Source organism: Bradyrhizobium sp. Ken51 (genome assembly GCF_055807435.1).
Map to the genome: position 1 here is coordinate 55,202 of NZ_JBVVPB010000013.1, position 20,625 is coordinate 75,826.

The window sequence follows — 20,625 nt, forward strand, 5'->3', positions numbered from 1 at the left end:
TGCAATGACGGTGACGCGGCGTTCAGCTCCCTTCGGGAGTGGTCCTTGACTGCGCAGCGCCGAGGGACTTGCCAAGCCCCGGATTGATGGCCAGCGACGCTCCGGCGGCGCCGCCGGCTTCATAGGCCGTCATCGACACCATCCGGCTGGTGCTGCGCTGGGTCCGCATCTTCAGATCGAGCTTGTCGAACTCCGCATCGACCACCGAAGTCTTGAGAACCACCAGCCCGCGGCCGGTGCTTTCGTTGACCTGATCGCGACTGGCCTTGATCGCCAGCAGCCTGTCCGCGATTGAGGCCACCATGCCGAGCGCAAAGGAGGCATTGGCCAGATGCCGCTCCTGGTGCCGGAACCTGCTGTAATCGACCGAGGTCTTGAAGCGGCCGAGTTCAGCGCGCACGGCGCCGTCGATCAATTCGGCCAGATAATGCGCGACCTCGACATCCGCGCCGAGACCGAAGAACACATAGCGGTTCTCGCCGGCCGCGCTCTTCTCGCGCCAGACCCGACAATCGCAGAAACGAGCGATCGCGCCGATGCAGTCGTCCAGCGGAATTCGCTTCTTGCGAAAAGTCTCGTAGACCTTCCGTTCGCACGGCGACGCCCGCAGCTCGACGTCGGAGAGCGACAGATCGTGGCGATCCAGCAGCTCGGCGACCTTGGCGGCCGCCGACAGCGCCTCGTCCTCGGTGCAGCCATTTGCGATCGTCTTGGCGCGCAACGCCTGAATGCGGAGCTTCAGCTTGTCGAGCGCGGCCGGATTAGAGGTCTGATGCACTGATTACCTGTCCGGGAAAGCCCGACGGATAGAACCCGGTCGGATAGACTGGCGGAAGGGGTGTCTTGTCAACTGTATTGATCTTCGACTTTTTTCGAACGGACCTCACTCCTTCTACGTGCGGTGCACGACTCGCCGCACTGACCATAAAATGCAGAGACGAGGCTTCACTACAATCGACGTTCTCGTCTATTTCCACCGCAGCTGACAAATCACTGTCGGGAGCAGACCACCACAAGCCGAACGAGGTTGCGTTGGCGCCTTGGCATTGGCGGCTGCGTCTTGTTCACAGTATTTCGAGCTTGCGGTCAGCCGGCTTTGATCCCTGCGCTTGCTGAGTAGTCGGCAGCAGCCTGGTGGATTGAAAGACGCACTGATCAAGGCCGTCGATCGGTTTTGTGCCGCGACACATTCCTGAAGGGACTGGACCCACTGTTAAGGTTTAGCGGTCAGGTTAACCCCAGCGAACGTTTTGCTGGGAGCGTCGAATTCGATATGACCTCGAAATAGAGGAATATTCGAATGTCCAATAGAACCGCATTTCAAACTGCAGACGCAGACGAGCCCCACAACTTTTTTGATCCCGTCATTCCCCTCACCTTCAGCGCTGTAGCCCTCCTGGCCACAGCTGTTTCGCTGGAGGCGATTGGGTTCATCGCTTGGCAGCCAGCCACCTTTTTGGTTGCCTATATCTTTGGCTGACGCGCGATTGGCTGGCATGAGCGAATTCGAAGGCCTATCTGACCAGTTCATTCTGCGGATGCACGAGTTCATCCGCCAAGAGGTGCAAGCAGATAGGCTAGCCGGCACGCGTTTTGTCGGATTGCCAGCGAGGCTGCGCGCGGAAGCTCTTGCAGGGAAATCGAGCGACGCGGCTTGTTCTGCACGGCAATTGAATGGCCTCAGCATCTTGAGCCTGGAGCGGACAAATACGCACCGACCATTGGACACCGGAAGACGATCTAAAAGGCTCCCGCGTAGCGGCCTCGGTCTATCCAGTCCCCGGCCCCTCCGACCCGGGGCCGCCTCTCCATGAGCCTACCGCCTGGTTGGCGCCTCGCGCAGCTAACTCCCGGTCCAGATCTTTCAGTCGCCCGAGCAGGTGCTCGACGATCTCCATGCAATCGGAATGTCCCAACGACTGCACGCCATTTGAATGCTCACGAATTCTCCGCCGACTTCGCCCCAGAGACGGTACGGCTCAAATTAGAAATGGGTTTCGCTAAAGCGAAAGGCCGCAGGGTGGTTCCAGCCCCCACTGCGGCCATCCCGGTCAAATTACAAACTGGTACTTAAATCTCGCCGGTGTTCTCACAGTAGAACACCGTGTTCCGAAAAAGGATTCCGTAAGACTACCGGAATTCAAGGTGGCCCGCATTGTCACTCGGGCGCAAAACTGGCACCGATTCCTCACCAGCCCCCATGCTCCCGGCTGCCGATCAATTGCGGATCAGAGCGCCGGGAGCGACGCTAGGACTTCCCAGACTCCGGAGGTCGCTATCGCCACAGCCGGCGCGTGATGTTGAACAACGCCGCAAGCGGGATGCCCGCCAAGACACCCAGCATGCTGCACGACGTGACCAGCAGCGCAGCGCTAAGCGGCCCCGCGCTTATCGCAAATCCATAGGCTGCGCCTAAGCCTCCCAGCGTTCCGGCAAAGACGACCATGTTGCGGTCGTTGCGCGCCTCGACGTTATAGATCGGGGGCCATTTGCGGTGAAGAATGGGAGGACCGAACGGCACCTTCGAGCCGCAATTTGGGCAGGCCGACGCACTCGGTGAAACCGGGTGGTCGCAGTCGTGGCAATCGATCAGCTTTTTGGTCCGTCCCATGCCGCAAATCGTAGCGGCGGGGCGGCCAGTCCACAAGTTCGGCAGCTACTCCCAGCACACCGTCCTGCATGACCACAGCAGGGCCGCTCTGATCCCCGCATTCCCCGCGTTTGACTGGCGTTAAAAACCTGCGCGCCGTGCGCCATCGGACTAGGAGATGGCGGAAGGGGTGGGATTCGAACCCACGGTACCCTTGCGGGCACGCCGGTTTTCAAGACCGGTGCCTTAAACCACTCGGCCACCCTTCCAAGTCCGGAATGGCTGTCGCTTAACGCACTCGACGGCCCAAGGCAACGCGAAGTTGGCGCCGGACCCGAAACCCCTCCGCCGCACACGATCTGTCAGGCGAGCGTCAGCCTGTTCCCTTAGCCTGTACGCCTCAGCCATCCGGATAGTGGCGACATCTCCCAAGGCATCGCCGGTTGCGAGGCCCGGTTGGGTACGTCTCCCATCTCAGAGTCTCGTTTGCTGCCTGCAAAAGAAAAACGGCGCCCCGTGAGGAGCGCCGCTTGGAATTCATCGTAGCTGGGTTGGCTCAGTAGCCGCCGCAGGACGCACACCCCATCTGCACTGGCGCGTAATACGAATAGCCCGGCTGGACCATCTCGACGCGCTGGCGCGTGGCGTATTGGGGCGGGATGCGCTCGTACTGGACGCTCGGCGGGGCCACCATCACGGTCTGCGGCACCATCACGGTGCGGTACTGCGCCGGCGCGCGATGCGCCACGACGGAGCCGGGCGACACCATCACGGTCTCATCGACGGTGCGGTATTGCGGCTGCACATATTGCTGCTGATAGCAGGTCGTGCACGGCGGCGGCGTGTAGCAATTGTAGCAGCCGGCGGAAGCGGCAGTCGTCATGGAAATCGCAGCGACGACGGTCGAGAAAACGACAGCGAGAGTGCGAGACATTATTGTTGTGCCCCAATTGCCCGAAATGGATTTGCGAAGGTCGCATCAGTATACGCGGCAAAACCTCGCCTTGCCGAAGTTCGTCGGGGCATCCTTAATGCAAACGGCCGGCTTGCGCCGGCCGTTCAGAACTTGTTGACCATGCGCGATGCGCGATCCTTGCGATCACGCCGGCACGAGACGCTGTTACTTCGAGCGCCGCTTCACCTCGCGCACCGCGCCGCGCGCGGCGCTGGTGGTCAGCGCAGCGTAGGCCTGCAGCGCGGTCGAGACGTTGCGCTTGCGGCCGATCGCCTGCCAGGCGGCATCGCCCTTCGCCTCTTCGGCGGCGCGGCGCTTGGCCAGCTCCTCGTCGGAGACATCAAGGGTGATGCTGCGGTTCGGGATGTCGATGGCGATGCGATCGCCGGTCCTGACGAGACCGATGTTGCCGCCTTCGGCTGCTTCCGGCGACAGATGGCCGATCGACAGGCCCGACGAGCCGCCCGAGAAGCGTCCGTCGGTGACGAGCGCGCAGGCTTTGCCGAGGCCCATCGATTTCAGATAGCTGGTCGGATACAGCATCTCCTGCATGCCGGGGCCGCCGCGCGGTCCTTCGTAGATGATGACCACGACCTCGCCGGCAACGACCTTGCCGCCCAGAATGCCTTCGACCGCGGCGTCCTGGCTCTCGAACACGCGGGCGGGGCCGGAGAATTTCAGGATCGAGGCGTCGACGCCGGCGGTCTTCACGATGCAGCCGTCCTGCGCGAGATTGCCGTAGAGCACGGCGAGACCGCCGTCCTTGCTGAAGGCGTGTTCGAGGTTGCGGACCACGCCCTTCTCGCGGTCGGCATCGAGCTCGTCGTAGCGGCGCTCCTGGCTGAAGGCGACCTGGGTCGGGATGCCGCCGGGCGAGGCACGGAAGAAGGTGCGGACGGACTCGCTCCTTGAGCGCTTGATGTCCCAGCGTTCCAGCGCGTCGCTCATGGTCGGCGCATGCACGGTCGAGACCGAGGTGTCGATCAGGCCGGCGCGGTCGAGCTCGCCCAGAATGCCCATGATGCCGCCAGCGCGATGCACGTCCTCGACATGCACGTCGGCCACCGACGGCGCGACCTTGCAAAGCACGGGCACGCGGCGCGACAGGCGGTCGATGTCCTGCATGGTGAACTCGACCTGCCCTTCATGGGCGGCGGCGAGCAGATGCAGCACGGTGTTGGTCGAGCCGCCCATCGCGATGTCGAGCGTCATCGCGTTCTCGAACGCCTTGAAGTTCGCGACATTGCGCGGCAGCACCGAGGCATCGTCCTGCTCGTAGTGGCGACGCACGATATCGACGATGGTGTGGCCGGCCTCGACGAACAGGCGTTTGCGATCGGCGTGGGTTGCGACCACCGTGCCGTTGCCGGGGAGCGCAAGGCCAAGCGCTTCCGTGAGGCAGTTCATCGAATTGGCCGTGAACATGCCCGAGCACGAGCCGCAGGTCGGGCACGCCGAGCGCTCGATCACCTTGACGTCCTCGTCGCTGACCTTGGAGTCGGCGGCTGCGACCATGGCATCGATCAGGTCGACCGCCTTGGTCTTGCCCTGCAGGGTGACCTTGCCGGCTTCCATCGGTCCGCCCGAGACGAACACGGCGGGGATGTTGAGCCGCAGCGCGGCCATCAGCATGCCGGGGGTGATCTTGTCGCAATTCGAAATGCAGACCATGCCGTCGGCACAATGGGCATTGACCATGTACTCGACGCTGTCGGCGATCAGCTCGCGCGACGGCAGGCTGTAGAGCATGCCGTCATGGCCCATGGCGATGCCGTCGTCGACCGCGATGGTGTTGAACTCTTTCGCCACGCCGCCGGCCTGCTCGATTTCGCGGGCGACGAGCTGGCCGAGGTCCTTCAGATGGACGTGGCCGGGCACGAATTGGGTGAAGGAATTGACCACCGCGATGATCGGCTTGCCGAAATCGCCATCCTTCATGCCGGTCGCGCGCCAGAGGCCGCGGGCGCCCGCCATGTTGCGGCCGTGGGTGGTGGTGCGGGAGCGATAGGCTGGCATGGCGGTTTCCGTCCTCGGGTTTGGCTGGCCGGGCGGGGCAATTTTTCGAAGCCGCCTCAGGCCTTTCCGGCCGGATAGCGCACGGGGGGAACGCGCGCAACGGGAACTTGGGCCCGACCGGGCCTGATCGGCCTTGCGCAGGCCTCCCCTGCTCCCGGCGCGGGAGCACAGGCGATCTCAGCCGTCATGCCCGGGCTTGTCCCGGGCATCCACGTTCTTGATGCCGCGGAAAAGATCGTGGATGGCCGGGACAAGCCGGGCATGCAGAAGCATTATTGCAGCTCGGGATCGAGCCGGTCGCGCAGCCAGTCGCCGATCACGGAGACCGCCAGCGTGGTCACCACGATGGTGGTGGCCGGCGCCAGCATGATCCAGGGCGCCCGGGTCAGGTACTCGCGGCCGTAGCCGACCATGTTGCCGAGGCTGGTCATCGGCGGCTGCACGCCGAGGCCGAGAAACGACAGGCCCGACTCCATCAGGATCACCTCGGGAAAGACCAGCGTGGTCGAGACGATCAGGGTCGAGGCGATGTTGGGCAGGATATGCCGGAGGTAAATCCGCGCCGGCGTCGCGCCGAGCTGGCGGACCGCCGCCGCATAGCCTTGCGCATTGGCCGAGATGGCAAGTCCCCGCGCGATCCTGGCGTAACGCTCCCAGCCGAAGAATCCCATCAGGCCGATCAGGAGCGGCAGCGAGTTGCCGAAGAAGGCGAGCACCGCGAGCGCCATGATCAGGAAGGGCATGCTGGCCTGGAAGTCGGACAGCATCAGCACGAGCTGCTCGACAGGCCCGCGGAAATGCGCGGCAAGGAAGCCGAGGGTGGTGCCGACGATGGCCGAGATTGCGGTGGCGCCGAACGCAATCAGGAGCGAGATGCGGATCGAGACGAGCAGCCGCGACAGCACGTCGCGGCCAAGCTCGTCGGTGCCGAGCCAGTGCGCGACATTGCCGGGTGTAGCGAGACGATTGCGCAGGTCGAGCTGGGTATAGCCGTAGGGGGCGATCTTCTCGGCGAAGGCCGCGATCACCAGCATCGCGACGATCCAGCCGATCGCGACGGCGACCGAGACCGGGATCGCCGGGAAGCTCATGCGGCGGCGGACAGACGTGTCCTTCAGCGTCGCGTCAGTCATGCATGCGCTCCTTTGGCGCGCAGCCGCGGGTCGAGGAAGCCGTAGAGGAAGTCGACGATCAGGTTCGAGGTGACCATGGTCATCGCCACCAGCAACAGAATGCACTGCACGACGGCGAGGTCGCGGTTGGCGACGGCGACGACGAGCAGGCGCCCTACCCCCGGCCACGAAAACACACTCTCGACCACGACCGCGCCCGCGATCAGCGTGCCCACCATGAAGCCCAGAATGGTAACGGTCGGAATCGCCGCGTTCGGCAGCGCATGCGACGTCACGACTTTTCGCCACGGCACGCCCTTCGCCGAGGCGGTGCGGATATAGGGCTGGCCCAGTACCTCCAGCATGGCGCTGCGCGTGAAGCGCGCCAGCACCGCGGCGCCGCCAAGGCTGAGTGTCACGATCGGCAGGATGGCGTGACGCCAGCTGTCCTGCCCGCCCGAGGGCAGCCAGCCGAGCTGCACGGCAAAAACCAGCACGAGCAGCAGCGCCAGTACAAAACTCGGCACGGTGAAGCCGGCGACCGCCGTCATCATCACCGCGCGGTCGATTCCCGAACCCCGATGCAGCGCGGCGTAGATGCCGGCGGGAATGCCGAGCGCGACCTTGAATGCGAAGGCCGGCAGCGTCAGCGCCAGCGTTGCCGGTATTCGCTCCAGCACAAGCTCGATCGCAGGCCGCCCGTCACGCATGGAACGGCCGAGCTCGCCTTTGGCGATCGCGCCAAAATAGTCGAGATACTGAAACCAGATGGGATCATCGAGGCCCCACGCCTTGCGGAAGGCGGCGAGGACCTCCGGCGGTGCTTCCGGTCCCAAAATCATCAAAGCAGGATCGCCCGAGAGACGCAGCACCACGAAGGCGAAGGTGACGACGAGCACGATCGTCAACGCCGCGCGTCCGATGCGAATGGCGAAATAGCGTCCCATCACGCCGCGTCCCGCGTCTCGACTTGCGGCCCGGTCACGAGATGACAGGCGACTTGCCTGTTGCCGCCGACGTTGGACAGCGCCGGCACCTCGCTGCCACAACGCGCGATCGCGCGCGGGCAGCGCGGATGGAAGGCGCAGCCCTGGGGACGGGCCGCCGGGTTCGGCGGATCGCCCGCCAGCACGATGCGGCCTGCGCTGCGGCGACCCGGCGCGGGCGATGCAGAAACCAGTGCCTGGGTATACGGATGCTCCGGCCGCGCGAACAGATCATCGGCGCACCCGATCTCGACGATGCGGCCGAGATACATCACGGCCACCACATTGCTGATCTGCCGGACCACCCGCAAATCGTGGCTGATGAAGAGCAGGGTCAGCGCAAGCTGCGCCTGGAGATCGGCGAGCAGATTCACCACCTGCGCCTGGATCGAGACGTCGAGCGCGCTGACCGGCTCGTCACAAACGAGAAAATCCGGCTTTGTCGCCAGCGCCCGCGCCAGCACGACGCGCTGGCGCTGTCCGCCGGAGAGCGCACCCGGATAGCGCGCGCCATGTGCGGGTGTCAGTTCGACCGCGCGCAGCAATTCGCGGACACGCTCCTCGCGCTCGAGGGGCGTACCGAGGCCGTGAATGTCCAAGGGCTCGCGGATTTGGGCGGCGACCGGCAACCGCCGGTCCAGCGCCCCCAGCGGATCCTGAAAGATCATCTGCATGTGCGCGCGTTGCGCACGCCATGCGGTCGTTCCGGGCGTGGCCATCGGCTTGCCGTCGAACCGCACCTCGCCCTGATCCGGCGGCTCGAGGCCGAGCACGATGCGGCCGGTGGTCGATTTTCCCGAGCCGGACTCGCCGACGAGGCCGAGCGTTTCGCCCTTGCGGATTGTCAGCGACACGCCATCGACCGCATGAACCGCGGCACTTCGGCCGAACATCCCGGAGCGCATGCTGTAGCTGCGCGAAATCGCGGAAACGTCGACGAGCGGACTGCTCATTCGGCAGCCATCCCGAGCAGCGCGCGACGCGAAGCCTCGGCGCGGACGCAGGCAACGGCGCGATCCGCCGCGATCGGCGCGAGGGTTGGGGCCACAACGCCGCACGGCGCCTCTGCGAGCGCACAACGCGGCGCGAAGGCGCATCCATCAGGCATCCTCGCGGGATCGGGCACGGTGCCGGGAATGGCGGTCAGGCGGCGCCTCGGCCCGTCGAGCGGAGGCAACGCGCCGATCAGGCCCTGCGCATAGGGATGGACGGGATCGGCGAAGAGCTGGTTCGCCGGCCCCTCCTCGACGATGCGGCCCGCATACATCACGGCCACGCGGTCGCAGTTTTCCGCGACCACGCCGAGGTCATGGCTGATCAGGACCATCGCCATGCCCATCTCGTGGCGGATGGTCGAGAGCAGCTCTAGAATCTGCGCCTGAATGGTGGCGTCGAGCGCGGTGGTCGGCTCGTCCGCGATCAGCAGGTCGGGATTTCCGGCGAGCGCCATCGCGATCATGATGCGCTGGACCTGGCCGCCGGAGAACTCATGCGGATAGGCTTCGAGCCTGCGCGCCGCGTCGGGGATGCCGACGAGATCGAGCAACCGCCGCGCTTCCGCTTTCACCGCGCCGCCCGAGAGATCGCGATGCAGCGCCAGGGACTCGCAGAGCTGCCGGCGGATGGTCAGCACGGGATTGAGTGCACTCGCGGGGTCCTGGAAGATCATCGCGACGCGTCCGCCCCTGATACGGTCGAGTTCGGCGGCCGGCGCACCAAGGATCTCGCAACCCTCGAGACGAACGGAGCCCGAAACGCGGGCATTCCGCGGCAAGAGCCCGAGTGCCGCAAGCCACGTCACCGACTTGCCGGATCCGGACTCGCCGACGAGGCCGAGCGCCTCGCCCTTGTGCAAGGCGAGATCGACACCGCGCAGGACCGGCACGCCGTGGAAGGCGACACTGAGGTCCCTGATGCTGATCAGCGGCGTCACCGATCAAGCCTCGAAATTGCCGGCGCGGAAATCCATCGCGAACGCCGGCGACGCCTTCCACTTGATCGACTTCGGCTTGGCCGTGAAGGTCGCGTTCTGGTGCAGCACCGTATAGGCTGGGTCTTCGCGCTCGGCGATCTCCAGCATGCGGCGGAACGCCTTCTTGCGGGCGGCCCGGTCGATCGAGGTTTCCAGGAACTCCGAAAGCGTGTTCAGCTCGGCATTGGTCCACTCGCCGATCTGCTGCTGCTGGCCGTTGGGTCCGTGCTGGGCAACCAGCGAGGACACCGGATCGTTGAAGGCGGCCGAGTTCGACCAGTCGCGTACCGCGCGCGTCGGCGCGCGTTCCATGATTTGCGACCAATTCTCCTTGGTCTCGATCTGGACGTTGAGGCCGACCGACTTCCACATCTCGACCAGCACCTGCGCGGTCGCGACCTGGTTGGTGTAGTAATTGTTGAGCAGGCGATAGGGAATCGGATCGCCCTTGTAGTTCGCCTGCTTCAGCAGGTCCTGCGCCAGCTTGGGATCGTAGGCCGGCACGTTCCAGTCGGCATTGAACATGTCGCCGTAGAACTCCCACTGCAGGCCCTTCGGGACGCGGGTGCGGCCGGCCCACAGGCTGTCGACGATCGCCTGGCGGTCGATCGCGTGGGTGAAGGCGCGCCTTACAAGCGGATTGGCGAGCTGGGCGTGGTTCTTGTCGAATACGGTCAGGCGATGATTGAGGATGGTGCCGCCCTGCACTTCGAAGGCTGAATTTTTCTCGATGCCGGCGATCTGGTCTGGCGGGATGTCGCAGGCAAACTGGTACTCGCCCGACAACAGGCCGTTGATGCGGCTCGCGACCTCGGGGACCTCGAGGAAGCGAATGCGCTTGAGCGGTGGACGACCGCCCCAATATTCGTCGTGCGCTTCGAGCGTCAGCGACACGTCGGGCTTGAGTTCGACGACCTTGTAGGGGCCTGTGGTAACAGGCTTGCGCGCCCAGTCGAGATAGCTCGCGGATTCAGCCCAGGCGCGACGGTTCGCGATGTCGGAGCCGTAGCGCGACAGCCGGCCCTCGATCGTGACGTCGGGCGTCGCGTTGTAGAAGCGCACCGTGTACTTGTCGACGGCATCGACGCGGACGAGATCCGGCCAGATCCGGCGTGCAACCGCCGGAACATCAGGCGGCAGCTCCTTGCCCGGCCGCGGCGTCGGGATCTTCTCGAAAGCCTGGATGGTGCTGCGGCTCTTGGCTTCGGTCTCGCCGAACATACGCTCGCGGCTGAACGTGAAGACGACGTCCTCGGCCGTCAGCTCGTCGCCATTGTGGAATTTGACGCCCTGGCGCAGCTTCACCTCCACAGTCTGGTCGTCGATACGGCGCCACTCGGTGGCAAGCCCCGGCACGGCCTCAAGGCTGCCGCGCCAGTTCTTGGAGATCAGGCCTTCCCAGATCGACGAGAAGAACACGCGCTCGCCGACATTGGACTGCTCGCGCAGCACGTCGAGCACGTTCGAATTGGTCACCTTCTGGACGGCAATCGTCACCGAAGGACGGTTGTCGGCCTGCGCGATGGCAAAACGCGGCAGAAGCAGTGTGCTTGCGGCAGCGCCGCCTGATTTCAGAATGGTGCGACGGGTAAGCTTGCTCATGACGGGAACCCCTGCCCTGGATGATGCGGTTATTCGGCGAGACCAAGCGCGGCGAGATGGGCTGCGCCGGCGCGGACGTCGTCGTGATTGCGAAGTTCGAGGATCAGGCGGGGGTTGGAATTCAGCCGGCCCAGCGCGCGGAATACGGCCACCCACGGGATATTGCCTTCGCCCGGGGCCCAGTGCCGGTCGGCAAAGCCATCGGTGTCCTGCAGGTGGACATGCGTCAGCATGTCGCCGGCGGTCTCGACATAGTAGTCGACCGGCGGCGCGCCGGTGGAGATGTGCGCGTAGTTGGCGTGGCCAGTGTCGAGGGAGACGCGCACCTTGCTGCTTTCGATCGCCTTGGCGAGACGCACGCGATCGCGCGGATCCTTGTCCTCGATGTTCTCGATCACGATCTCGCAGCCGATGGTTTCGGCGCGCACAATCACCTCGGCGAGTGTCGCCTTGACGCGTTCGACGATATTCACGCGATTATCTGGATAGAGATCGAGATTGTTGTGGTCCCAGGTCGTGAACGGCGAATGGATCACCATCTGCGTCGCGCCGAGGAACTCGGCGGCATCCAACCCCTGAAGCAGACGTCGGGTCACCGCCTGACGGATCATGGGATCGTGGCTGTCGATCTTGAAGCCCCAGAACGGGCCGTGGATGCCGAGCCGGCCGGTATGGCCCGAAAGCATCTGCTTGATCTCGCCGGCCGTGCTCCGCCAATCGCTATCGAGCAGATCCGCGCGAAAGAAATCCTGGATTTCGAGGTCGCGCTGCCGTTCGAGAAGCCAGTCGCGATGCGCAGGGATCGATTTGATGGACAATGCGGCGCCCAGTACCGGCTTCGACATGACTTGCTCCTCGGCCGTCAACAATGACGGGAGCAGCGCTAGACCAGTTCAACGACAGGCCGGTGAAATGCAGGTTCCGAAGCGCTGAGGAGATGTGGACATCCCGGCGATCGCGTGCATCGAATTCAGGCAATGCGATTGCGGCGCGTGCAGACGCATGCATCCGGGCGCGGATCAAGCGCGTTCGAGTCCGTAGTGATCCGGAATGGAATCCTATTCCGATGTCGCGTACATCGCGGGACATCGATCGGCGGCCTTCCAAGGGCATCACCCTCTGATCGCGCTACATGGGGTTGGGGGACCACATGGGGCGGGGGGATCAAAGGCTGAGGCAAGGTTACGAGGTCCGGACTCCTAGGCACTCCGGACCTCGGGACTTTCAAGATTGAACGTGATTTCGCGCCGCCGGCTTGATCAGCCGTGCGGCGCGAAGTCGTTTTGTGGGTGTTTCTTAACGCGTCTGCGGCTCGATCGTCACCGTGCAGTCGCCCTGCCCTTGCGTCGCCACCACGATGTTACCCGCGGGAGCACCGAGGGCGATCGGCGCGGACGAGCCGCCGCCGGGCATCTGGACCGTCACGCTCAGGGAATCGGTTCGCGCGGTCGAGCCTACGGTCGAGGGTTCTGCCTGGGCCACATTGCCCGACGCGTCACGCCGCATGATCTGGCAGTTCACATTACTGCCCCCGGCGCTGTCCCCGGCGGCCGCCATGCTCGATGAGGTGCCGCCGCTCATTTGGGCGCGGGCTCGCGACGGATCGCGAGGCACCTGGCTGACGATGCGATGGGTCCGCGGCTCCACAATGACGACCTCGTCACCCGTTGAGAAATACTCGTAGTCTCGATACTCGGGCTCGATCGCGACGATCTCGGGCGGAAGCCTGTGAAGGCGCACGCGCGAGGGAATGGTCTCGCCGACCCGGATCGAGATGTTCAGATTACGCTCCGGCTCCGCCAGGCGTGCGCGGCTCACCGTTTCGGAGATCCGCACCTGCTTCTCGGACGTCACCTGGGTCTGCTGATTGACCTGCGTGTTGGTCTGGGTCGTCTGATTGGCTTGATTGGTCTGCGTGCCCGAGGTGGCAGGCGCGGTCTGCGCATTGTTGGTCGGGGCCGTCCGGTTTGTGTCGGTGGCGGTGGCCGGTCGGTTGTTCTGCTGCGCCGGCGGCTGCTGCTCGGCCGCATTGCGCGGCGGCTGGGTCTGGTTGCGCTCGTTCTGGTTGGCCGCCGTGCCCGGGCGCTCGTTCTGCTGGCCAGTCGAGCCGGACTTGGACTTCTCGGACTCCGCCGTTGATTTCTGCGGCGCGGACTTATCCTGCTTCGTCTCGGCGCTGCTCTTGCTGTCGCGTCCCGGCTTGGTGTTCTCGGCGTCGCGGTTGCGATCGCGCGAAGGCTCCCGGGAGGGCTCGCGGGAGTCTTGGGCCTGATCCTTCGACTTCGGCTGGTTGCGCTCGGCAGAACTGGCCGGCTGGCGCTTGTCGTCACTCGCGTCCTGCCTGGCAGCGCCGCCCTTCTCCTCGCGGCCGGCGCCCTGCGATCTCTCCTGGGCGCCCTGCGCGCGCTCTTGAACACGCTCTTGAACGTGCTCTTGGGCGCCGCCGCGCTGCGGCGCAGCGCCTTTCGCTGGCTCCTCGGTCCGTCTCGGCTCGTCCCTTCGCTCACCGGGCGCCTGGGCGTAGGCGATGCCGGAAGCAAGCATCAGTCCGATAGCTGCGGTCGATAACATCAAGTGCTTGCGCATGGTCCCTCTCCTCGGAAATTCGCAACAACAGACGCGAACGTTCTATGGGTGCGAAGGTTCCTGACCAGGAACGAGGGCCGATCACGCGGGTCTCACATTTCAGGCGGGTCTCACATCGGGTCCTTCAGCGTGAGCCGCGCCGTGAATGTCACGCTGGTCTTGCCAACCAGCGCCATGCCTTCGACTTCGGCGCCGTCGGCGGAATAGTCGCCTGAAAAGCCGCAGGTCACTTCCCTGCCACCGAACGCGAGCGGCTTGCCAACGGCCTCGGTGTGCTGATTGACGGTCATATCGCCGCGCCATTTCCCGTTCCGGAACGTGTAGCTGCCGGTGTAATAGAAATAGCTGTCGCCGCCCATGATACGGCCATCGCAGAGCACGACGACGCCTTTGGCCTGGCCGCGCTTGCCGTCGCGCATCTCAATCTCAAAGATGTAAAGGCCGTTGAGGACCTTCTTTGGGTTGCCGCCCTGCTCGGGCCCATCGCCGGCCGACATCGCTCACCTCCCGATCAGTTCGGCACATTCCGTTCGAGATCTTCAAGCCACGCCGCCGCGCTCGAATCCGACGGCGCACGCCAGTCGCCCCGCGGCGACAATGAGCCGCCGGCCGAAACCTTGGGGCCGTTCGGCATCGCCGAGCGCTTGAACTGGCTGAAAGCGAAGAAGCGGCGCAGGAACACCTCCAGCCAGCGGCGGATCTCCTTGAGATCATAGGCCTTGCGCCTATCGGTCGGGAACGCCGGCGGCCATTCGCCCTGGGCAACGTCCTTCCAGGCCTGCAGCGCCATGAACGCGATCTTCGACGGCCGCATGCCGAACCGCAGCGTGTAGAACAGGTTGAAATCCTGAAGCTCGTAGGGACCGACGGAGGCTTCCGTGCTTTGCGGCTTCTCGCCGGGCTCGACCGGAACCAGTTCAGGCGAGATTTCAGCAATCAGGATCGAGCCAAGCGTCCGATTGACGTCGTCGCTGAACTGCTTGGAGGCAATCACCCAGCGGATCAGATGCTGGATCAGCGTCTTCGGCACCCCGGCGTTGACATTATAGTGCGCCATCTGGTCGCCGACGCCGTAGGTGCACCAGCCCAGCGCGAGCTCGGAGAGATCGCCGGTTCCGATGACGATGCCGCCATGATGGTTGGCTAGCCGGAACAGATAGTCCGTGCGCAGGCCCGCCTGCACGTTCTCGAATGTGACGTCGTAGACCTTCTCGCCCTTGCCGAAGGGATGACCGATATCCTTCAGCATCTGCGTCGCCGTGGTGCGAATGTCGAGCTCCTGCCAACTCGTCTGCAACGCCGTCATCAGCGCCAGCGCATTGGTCTTGCTCTCGCTGCCGGTGGCAAAGCCGGGCATCGTGTAGGCGAGAATGTTCTCGCGCGGCAGGCCAAGAAGATCGACGGCCTTGGCAGCGACGATCAGGGCGTGGGTGGAATCGAGCCCGCCCGATACGCCGATGACGACGCGCTTGGTGCCGGTCGCCCGCATGCGCTGGACGAGGCCGGCGACTTGAATGTTGTAGGCCTCATAGCAGTCCTGCTCGAGCAAGCTCTCGTCGCTCGGCACGAACGGAAAGCGCTCGACCTTGCGCAGGAAGCCGATATCGGCGGCCGGCGGCTTCAGGGCGAAGCCGACTTTCCGGAAGAAGGCCTCGCGCTGCCGGCGATTGTCGTCGAACGTTCCCATCAGCGCGCGTTCCTGCCTGAGCAGGTCCAGATCGACATCAGCCAGCGTGATCTGGCCGCCCTGCCGGAACCGCTCGCCCTCGGCCAGCAGCACGCCGTTTTCGTAGATCGAGGTCTGGCCGTCCCAGGCAAGATCGGTGGTCGATTCCCCTGCCCCGGCCGCGGAATAGACGTAGGCTGCGAGACAGCGGGCCGAAGTCGATTGACACAAGAGCGCGCGCGAGCGGGCGCGGCCGATCGTGATCGGGCTGCCCGAGAGATTGATCAGCACGCTCGCGCCCGCGAGCGCGAGCTCGGAGGCTGGCGTCACCGGGATCCACATGTCCTCGCAGATCTCGACGCCGATGGTCAGGCCCGGAACGTCGTCGGCCGCGAACAGGAGGTCGATGCCGAACGGGGCATGCAGCCCGCCAAAGGCGACCATCTCTCCGACGATGCCCGCACCGGAGGCGAAATGCCGTCCCTCGTAGAATTCGCGATAGGTCGGCAGGTAGCTCTTGGGCACGACGCCGAGGACTTTGCCGCGATGGATGACGGCCGCGCAATTGTAGATCCGATTGCCAAAGCGCAGCGGCGCGCCAACGATCAAAACGGTCATCAAGGACGAGGATGCCTCGACGATGGCCACGAGCCCGCGCTCGACTGCATCGAGCAGCGGATCCTGCTTCACCAGATCTTCGATCGCATAGCCGCACAGGCACAGCTCGGGAAACACGGCAACCGCCACCGATTGCGCGTGGCAGTCCTTCGCCGTCGCCAGAACCGCAGCCGCGTTTGCGGTGGGATCGGCCACATGAGAGGTGGTGACGCAGGCCGCCACACGCGCAAATCCGTGGGCATAGATCGAGTGGAAACTCATCGAGCACAGTCCCTTTGTCTCGTCGCGACCGGCCTCCGCCAGCTCTGGACTCCATTTAACCCATCGACATGGCCCCGTGCAGGCCCTTCAACGGCATGCATAACGGATTTGCAGCTTCGCTGCCCGGCGCCGCGACCCTTTGGGGGCAGTCTCAGGCGCTGCGCGCCAGCGTGCCGGGCAGATCATCGCGCAGCCACTCGGCGATCCGGAGCCAGGCATGAGCGTGGGTCCGCGCGCCCATGAACAGGCCAAGATGGTTGCTGGGCTCGGAGGTCGCCGTGATGAAGGCCGGTGGGGTGCCGAGCAAGCCGGCGGTGGCGAGCGCCTGCGCAGCCGGCACGACGTCGTCATCGAGCCCGCCCAAAAGGAAGACCGGCGCCTTGACGTCCTTCAGATCTGTCACGCGGCCGAGTGCCGTGAACTGGCCGCGCGCGATCCGGTTCTCCCGGAAAATCCAATTGACGATCTCGAGATAATAGGTGCCGGGCAGATTGAGAGGCTCGGCGTTCCAGCGCTCGAACCGTGCCAGCAGCGCCGCACCCTTCTCGCCGGAGAGGTCTCTCTGCAGCGCCGTCGCGATATCGTCGCGGCTCGGCGCCTTCGACCAGACACGCAGCATCTCCTCGCCGCTGACATTGCCGCCCCCGCGCGCGACGAGCTGGTCGTAGACCATCGCCGGCGCGTTGCGGGCGAGCTGCGACAGCCTGGAGTCGATCGAGAGGTCGACGGGCGCGCCTGCTAGCACCAGCCGCCGCACCTTGGCGGGAAAGCGCGCCGCATAGAGCAGCGACAGCCAGCCACCCTGGCACAGGCCGACGAGATCGACCGGCGCGCCGATCTCGTCGATGGCGACGTTGAGATCGCCGAGATAGCTGTCGATCGAGAGATAGCGCATGTCGGGTGCGGCCGAGCGCCAGTCGGTAAGATAGACCCGCTCGATGCCGCCATTTTGTAGGGATTGCACCACGCTGTGGCCGGGGGCGAAGTCGGCGATCAGGGCCCGGTGCAGCGCATAGGGCGCGCAGACCAGTGCCGGCTGGCCGGACCCCATCCGCGTGCAATCGCGCAGGCGCATGGTCGCAAGCTCCAGCGCGACAGAGTTGGGCGTGGTCCACGGCAGGCTGCTATCGGTCGGCTCCGGCGAGCCGCGCTCGAGCCATCCGAAGCAGGCGTCCATGGCAAGCCGAGCCGCTGCGAACGGCCACAGCAGCGGGTCATCGGGGACCGGCCCCGGTGCGCGCTGCTGTTTTCCGGTCTTCTCCGCCATGGCTATCTCACGGCGCTCACAGGAAGGCCTCGAAGCTGACGAGCGAAATACCGCGCTCCCGAAAACTCTGATGGGTCGCTGCCACCGAGCCGTCGAGATCGATGCCGCGGCAGGCGTCCTCGATGACGGCGACCTCGAACCCCGCCTTGCGCGCATCCTCCGCCGAGAAGCGGACGCAGAAGTCGAACGCGAGGCCCGCCACGAAGACGGTGTTCAACTCGCGTTCGCGCAAATATCCGAGCAGGCCGGTCGGCGTCTTCCTGTCGTTCTCGAACAGCGCCGAATAGGAATCGATGCCGCGCCGAAACCCCTTCCGCACCACCAGACTTGCGCGAGCGGCGTCGAGATCGCGGTGAAATTCAGCGCCCGCCGTGCCCTGGACGCAATGGCTCGGCCAGAGCACCTGGACGCCGTAGTCAAGCACGATGGTCTGGAACGGCTGTTTGCCCGCATGGTTCGGCGCAAAGGAGACATGATCGCGGGGATGCCAGTCCTGCGTCAGCACCACATTGGCGAATTTTTGGGCGATCCGATTGATGGCGGGGACGACTTTCTCGCCGCCGGGCACCGCGAGCGCCCCGCCCGTGCAAAAATCGTTCTGCACGTCGATGACCAGCAACACGTCCCGGTCGGAAATCTTCATCGCAAGGTCCATTAAAGGCCATCCCGCGCGACCGGCGCCGAACGCACGTCTCCAGTGTCGATCTTCCCGCGCTCCTTCGCAACCACCCGCAGGTGCGGCCATCTGCGCAAATGCCCCCGTCGGTCCCGGGATGCAACGGTTTGGGCTCATGCGTGTTGACTAGATCCACCCGGGGACGGATTCTGATAAGCCGTTCGCAACTTGCGATCGGATAGAGCGGAGGAAGCGGTTCCCGCAGCCAAAAGGGCTGCGGCAGCCATATGGACATGACCATCGGCAAGACAGGACAGATTCTTCTCGCCGATATCGGCGGCACCAATGCGCGCTTCGCGCTCAGTCAGGGCAACCAGACCGGACCGATCGACTACGTCAAAGTGGCAGACTTTCCGACCGTCCGGGAAGCCATTGCCGATGTTCTCGTGCGTCACTCCGACGGCAAACCGCCCCCAAGGGCCGTGCTGGCCGTCGCGGGCCCGGTGACCAACAACCGCTGCGTCATGACCAACAGCCCGTGGGTCATCGACGGCAATGAGCTCCAGCCGGCCCTGGGCTTCGACAGCGTCCATGTTCTCAACGATTTCGAAGTGGTGGCCTGGTCCCTCCCCGCCCTGCAGCCCGCCGACCTGATCCCGCTCGGCGGACAAGATGGCCTTCCCGGAGAGCCGTTGCTGGTGGTTGGCCCTGGAACCGGCTTTGGCGTTTCCTGCCTGGTCGAGCGCCACGGCTCACGTCTGGCCGTCGTCACCGAGGCCGGCCACGCCACCTTGCCGGCGGAGGACGAGCGCGAGGAACGCGTGATCGCGTGCATGCGCCGACGGCTCGGCCACGTCTCCATCGAGCGTGGCGCGTTGTCCGGTTCCGGCCTGCAAAGCCTCTACGAGGCGCTGGCCGAGGTGGAAGGCGCTCAGGTGCCGCATCGCGATGCCGCCGCCATTACGAAGGCGGCGTTGGAGGGCAGTTGCGAGCTCTGCCGCGCGACGCTGGAGATGTTTTGCGCCATCCTCGGCTCGGTCGCGGGCAATCTCGCGGTGACCTTCGGTGCCCGCGGCGGCGTCTATATCGCCGGCGGAATCGTGCCGCGCTTTCCCGAGTTCCTTGCAGCCTCCGCATTCCGGGCGCGCTTCGAAGCCAAAGGACGCTTCCAGGATTATCTGCGCAACATCCCGACCAGGCTGGTCACGAAACCTGATGCGAGTTTCCTCGGCCTGACGATGTTCGCGGAGCACAACCAGCCTTAACGGCGCGCGTCTCCGTTCGCGCGAGTTCGAGTAATTCACAGCTGATTAACGAGCACGCGCGCCCGAAGCGGGATCATGCTTGCGCGCACGTCTCGGATGAGAAACAATCCTGGCTTGTGTGTGGCGTAGTTGCGGGGGCGTGACATGCGTAAGCAGGATTTGGGTTTCGACTATCACCGCTATCACCGCCTGCTGCTCGAGGCGGACGACGAGGGCAAGCGGCTGGCGCTGATCGAGCTCTTGATCGAGGAAAAGGCGCGTGACCGCCTCGCCGCCCAGCGCGCTTCGGACCGCGCCGCCATGACAGCCCATACCATCGCTACGGTGTTGAAGAACGGGCGCCACTGAACGAGTGATCGCGCTCCAGTGCCTGAAAATGCGGGATCGATTGCGATTACGTTAACGATCCCTCGAAAGCTCGCGTCAAACTTTTTGCTGTAGGAGTTCCCTTACCTGATCCAATTCAGGGGCAACAAAGGGGGGAATGAACATGAGCATGATTTCGATCGCCGCGATGCCGGCCACCATCGAAACGCGTTTGGCCGATTCTTCGTTCAAGACCATCTTGCTGTTTTGCTGCACGGGCCTGGTCGCCTCGTTCGGCCTGATGGCGCGCGGCATCGATCTCGGCGCCGGCCTGATGTGAGACCGCGACGAATTCCGTCGCGAATGGCCGCCCTGACGGGCGGCCATTTTTTGTTTTGGTCTCAGTGCGGCGTCTTCGCTGCTGCTTCCGGAAACATCGAATCGATCATCGCTTTGAGCTGATCGATCGAAATCGGCTTGCGCAGGATCGGCCGACGCCGGAGCAAGGATGGCAGCAGCTCCGGGCCGTAGCCCGTGGCAAACAGAAACGGCTTGCCGCGGCGCTCGATCAGGTCGGCGACCGGATCGACGTAGAGGCCCTTGAGATTAATGTCGAGGATCGCAAGATCGTACTGCGCGGTCATGGCGAAAGCACTGGCGTCCCGGACATTGTCCGCTTCCGCGGCGACGTGGTGGCCGAGTTCCTCCACCATGTCCGCCATCATCATCCGGATCAACGTCTCGTCTTCGACCAGGAAAACGGAGAGTCCGTCCGCCATATCAACCCCGCAATCAGCTTCCGAAGCT

20 protein-coding genes and 1 tRNA gene are annotated in these 20,625 nt (G+C 64.6%); 4 read left to right on the forward strand and 17 right to left on the reverse strand.

Annotated elements, in window-relative coordinates; genetic code table 11:
* Positions 1-22: 22 nt before the first annotated feature.
* Positions 23-778 (reverse strand): DUF7168 domain-containing protein, encoded by a 756-nt coding sequence (locus AC0L27_RS21910; RefSeq protein ID WP_354210281.1) that lies wholly within the window; start codon positions 776-778, stop codon positions 23-25.
* Positions 779-1,300: 522 nt separating this feature from the next.
* On the opposite strand from AC0L27_RS21910, the gene AC0L27_RS21915 reads away from it, so the two are divergent.
* Complete coding sequence (locus AC0L27_RS21915) at positions 1,301-1,480, forward strand: hypothetical protein (protein ID WP_354210280.1); 180 nt, start codon at positions 1,301-1,303, stop codon at positions 1,478-1,480.
* 795 nt (positions 1,481-2,275) lie between these two features.
* Here the strand turns inward: AC0L27_RS21915 and AC0L27_RS21920 are convergent.
* From AC0L27_RS21920 to pncA, 15 genes are all read right to left on the reverse strand, one after another.
* Complete coding sequence (locus AC0L27_RS21920; protein ID WP_354210279.1) at positions 2,276-2,611, reverse strand: hypothetical protein; 336 nt, start codon at positions 2,609-2,611, stop codon at positions 2,276-2,278.
* A gap of 158 nt (positions 2,612-2,769) precedes the next feature.
* A tRNA-Ser gene (locus AC0L27_RS21925) sits at positions 2,770-2,859 on the reverse strand.
* A 287-nt stretch (positions 2,860-3,146) separates the two neighbouring features.
* Entirely contained in the window at positions 3,147-3,473 is a 327-nt protein-coding gene (locus AC0L27_RS21930) for a hypothetical protein (protein WP_354210001.1), read from the reverse strand.
* Positions 3,474-3,710: 237 nt separating this feature from the next.
* Positions 3,711-5,561, reverse strand: coding sequence for a dihydroxy-acid dehydratase (gene ilvD, locus AC0L27_RS21935; RefSeq protein ID WP_354210002.1), 1,851 nt, complete (start codon positions 5,559-5,561; stop codon positions 3,711-3,713).
* 272 nt (positions 5,562-5,833) lie between these two features.
* A complete protein-coding gene (locus tag AC0L27_RS21940) occupies positions 5,834-6,694 on the reverse strand; it encodes an ABC transporter permease (RefSeq protein ID WP_354210003.1) in 861 nt (286 codons plus the stop codon).
* The gene (locus AC0L27_RS21945; RefSeq protein ID WP_219684331.1) at positions 6,691-7,620 is read right to left on the reverse strand and encodes an ABC transporter permease; all 930 of its coding nucleotides are present in this window, start codon (positions 7,618-7,620) and stop codon (positions 6,691-6,693) included. The genes AC0L27_RS21940 and AC0L27_RS21945 overlap by 4 nt, the downstream gene beginning before the upstream one ends.
* Positions 7,620-8,612 carry an ABC transporter ATP-binding protein gene (locus AC0L27_RS21950; protein WP_354210005.1) on the reverse strand — a complete coding sequence of 331 codons (993 nt, stop codon included), beginning with the start codon at positions 8,610-8,612 and terminating at the stop codon, positions 7,620-7,622. Before AC0L27_RS21950 ends, AC0L27_RS21945 begins: the two co-directional genes overlap by 1 nt.
* Complete coding sequence (locus AC0L27_RS21955; RefSeq protein WP_354210006.1) at positions 8,609-9,592, reverse strand: ABC transporter ATP-binding protein; 984 nt, start codon at positions 9,590-9,592, stop codon at positions 8,609-8,611. The genes AC0L27_RS21950 and AC0L27_RS21955 overlap by 4 nt, the downstream gene beginning before the upstream one ends.
* 3 nt (positions 9,593-9,595) lie before the next feature.
* Entirely contained in the window at positions 9,596-11,233 is a 1,638-nt protein-coding gene (locus tag AC0L27_RS21960; protein WP_275172529.1) for an ABC transporter substrate-binding protein, read from the reverse strand.
* A 29-nt stretch (positions 11,234-11,262) separates the two neighbouring features.
* Positions 11,263-12,078: a sugar phosphate isomerase/epimerase family protein gene (locus AC0L27_RS21965; RefSeq protein WP_473320323.1), complete on the reverse strand. Its 816-nt coding sequence runs from the start codon at positions 12,076-12,078 to the stop codon at positions 11,263-11,265.
* Between the two features lie 451 nt (positions 12,079-12,529).
* The gene (locus tag AC0L27_RS21970) at positions 12,530-13,819 is read right to left on the reverse strand and encodes a DUF1236 domain-containing protein (RefSeq protein WP_354210008.1); all 1,290 of its coding nucleotides are present in this window, start codon (positions 13,817-13,819) and stop codon (positions 12,530-12,532) included.
* A gap of 110 nt (positions 13,820-13,929) precedes the next feature.
* Positions 13,930-14,316 carry a GrlR family regulatory protein gene (locus AC0L27_RS21975; protein ID WP_354059418.1) on the reverse strand — a complete coding sequence of 129 codons (387 nt, stop codon included), beginning with the start codon at positions 14,314-14,316 and terminating at the stop codon, positions 13,930-13,932.
* A gap of 14 nt (positions 14,317-14,330) precedes the next feature.
* The gene (locus AC0L27_RS21980) at positions 14,331-16,364 is read right to left on the reverse strand and encodes an NAD(+) synthase (RefSeq protein ID WP_354210009.1); all 2,034 of its coding nucleotides are present in this window, start codon (positions 16,362-16,364) and stop codon (positions 14,331-14,333) included.
* Positions 16,365-16,515: 151 nt separating this feature from the next.
* Positions 16,516-17,631: an alpha/beta fold hydrolase gene (locus tag AC0L27_RS21985; RefSeq protein WP_473320326.1), complete on the reverse strand. Its 1,116-nt coding sequence runs from the start codon at positions 17,629-17,631 to the stop codon at positions 16,516-16,518.
* A 16-nt stretch (positions 17,632-17,647) separates the two neighbouring features.
* Positions 17,648-18,286, reverse strand: a complete 639-nt coding sequence (gene pncA / locus AC0L27_RS21990) for a bifunctional nicotinamidase/pyrazinamidase (RefSeq protein ID WP_354210011.1) — start codon at positions 18,284-18,286, stop codon at positions 17,648-17,650.
* A 254-nt stretch (positions 18,287-18,540) separates the two neighbouring features.
* On the opposite strand from pncA, the gene glk reads away from it, so the two are divergent.
* The 3 genes from glk to AC0L27_RS22005 all read left to right on the forward strand — a co-directional run bounded on the left by glk (position 18,541) and on the right by AC0L27_RS22005 (position 20,158).
* Positions 18,541-19,512: a glucokinase gene (gene glk / locus AC0L27_RS21995; protein WP_354210102.1), complete on the forward strand. Its 972-nt coding sequence runs from the start codon at positions 18,541-18,543 to the stop codon at positions 19,510-19,512.
* Between the two features lie 144 nt (positions 19,513-19,656).
* Positions 19,657-19,860 carry a hypothetical protein gene (locus AC0L27_RS22000; RefSeq protein ID WP_018457896.1) on the forward strand — a complete coding sequence of 68 codons (204 nt, stop codon included), beginning with the start codon at positions 19,657-19,659 and terminating at the stop codon, positions 19,858-19,860.
* A gap of 142 nt (positions 19,861-20,002) precedes the next feature.
* The gene (locus AC0L27_RS22005; protein WP_007590942.1) at positions 20,003-20,158 is read left to right on the forward strand and encodes a hypothetical protein; all 156 of its coding nucleotides are present in this window, start codon (positions 20,003-20,005) and stop codon (positions 20,156-20,158) included.
* Positions 20,159-20,219: 61 nt separating this feature from the next.
* Here AC0L27_RS22005 and AC0L27_RS22010 read toward each other — a convergent pair whose 3' ends face one another.
* Positions 20,220-20,597 (reverse strand): response regulator, encoded by a 378-nt coding sequence (locus AC0L27_RS22010; RefSeq protein ID WP_354210012.1) that lies wholly within the window; start codon positions 20,595-20,597, stop codon positions 20,220-20,222.
* Between the last annotated feature and the right edge of the window lie 28 nt (positions 20,598-20,625).

Excerpts from the sequence above, each read along its gene's own strand:
- AC0L27_RS22005 (WP_007590942.1), top strand. The coding sequence starts at position 20,003 with ATGAGCATGATTTCGATCGCCGCGATGCCGGCCACCATCGAAACGCGT.
- glk (WP_354210102.1), top strand. The coding sequence starts at position 18,541 with ATGACCATCGGCAAGACAGGACAGATTCTTCTCGCCGATATCGGCGGC.
- AC0L27_RS21945 (WP_219684331.1), bottom strand. The coding sequence starts at position 7,620 with ATGGGACGCTATTTCGCCATTCGCATCGGACGCGCGGCGTTGACGATC.
- AC0L27_RS21920 (WP_354210279.1), bottom strand. The coding sequence starts at position 2,611 with ATGGGACGGACCAAAAAGCTGATCGATTGCCACGACTGCGACCACCCG.
- AC0L27_RS21985 (WP_473320326.1), bottom strand. The coding sequence starts at position 17,631 with ATGGCGGAGAAGACCGGAAAACAGCAGCGCGCACCGGGGCCGGTCCCC.
- AC0L27_RS21930 (WP_354210001.1), bottom strand. The coding sequence starts at position 3,473 with ATGACGACTGCCGCTTCCGCCGGCTGCTACAATTGCTACACGCCGCCG.
- AC0L27_RS21915 (WP_354210280.1), top strand. The coding sequence starts at position 1,301 with ATGTCCAATAGAACCGCATTTCAAACTGCAGACGCAGACGAGCCCCAC.
- AC0L27_RS21980 (WP_354210009.1), bottom strand. The coding sequence starts at position 16,364 with ATGAGTTTCCACTCGATCTATGCCCACGGATTTGCGCGTGTGGCGGCC.
- pncA (WP_354210011.1), bottom strand. The coding sequence starts at position 18,286 with ATGGACCTTGCGATGAAGATTTCCGACCGGGACGTGTTGCTGGTCATC.
- AC0L27_RS21960 (WP_275172529.1), bottom strand. The coding sequence starts at position 11,233 with ATGAGCAAGCTTACCCGTCGCACCATTCTGAAATCAGGCGGCGCTGCC.
- AC0L27_RS21940 (WP_354210003.1), bottom strand. The coding sequence starts at position 6,694 with ATGACTGACGCGACGCTGAAGGACACGTCTGTCCGCCGCCGCATGAGC.
- AC0L27_RS21965 (WP_473320323.1), bottom strand. The coding sequence starts at position 12,078 with ATGTCGAAGCCGGTACTGGGCGCCGCATTGTCCATCAAATCGATCCCT.
- AC0L27_RS22010 (WP_354210012.1), bottom strand. The coding sequence starts at position 20,597 with ATGGCGGACGGACTCTCCGTTTTCCTGGTCGAAGACGAGACGTTGATC.
- AC0L27_RS21975 (WP_354059418.1), bottom strand. The coding sequence starts at position 14,316 with ATGTCGGCCGGCGATGGGCCCGAGCAGGGCGGCAACCCAAAGAAGGTC.
- AC0L27_RS21950 (WP_354210005.1), bottom strand. The coding sequence starts at position 8,612 with ATGAGCAGTCCGCTCGTCGACGTTTCCGCGATTTCGCGCAGCTACAGC.
- ilvD (WP_354210002.1), bottom strand. The coding sequence starts at position 5,561 with ATGCCAGCCTATCGCTCCCGCACCACCACCCACGGCCGCAACATGGCG.
- AC0L27_RS22000 (WP_018457896.1), top strand. The coding sequence starts at position 19,657 with ATGCGTAAGCAGGATTTGGGTTTCGACTATCACCGCTATCACCGCCTG.
- AC0L27_RS21970 (WP_354210008.1), bottom strand. The coding sequence starts at position 13,819 with ATGCGCAAGCACTTGATGTTATCGACCGCAGCTATCGGACTGATGCTT.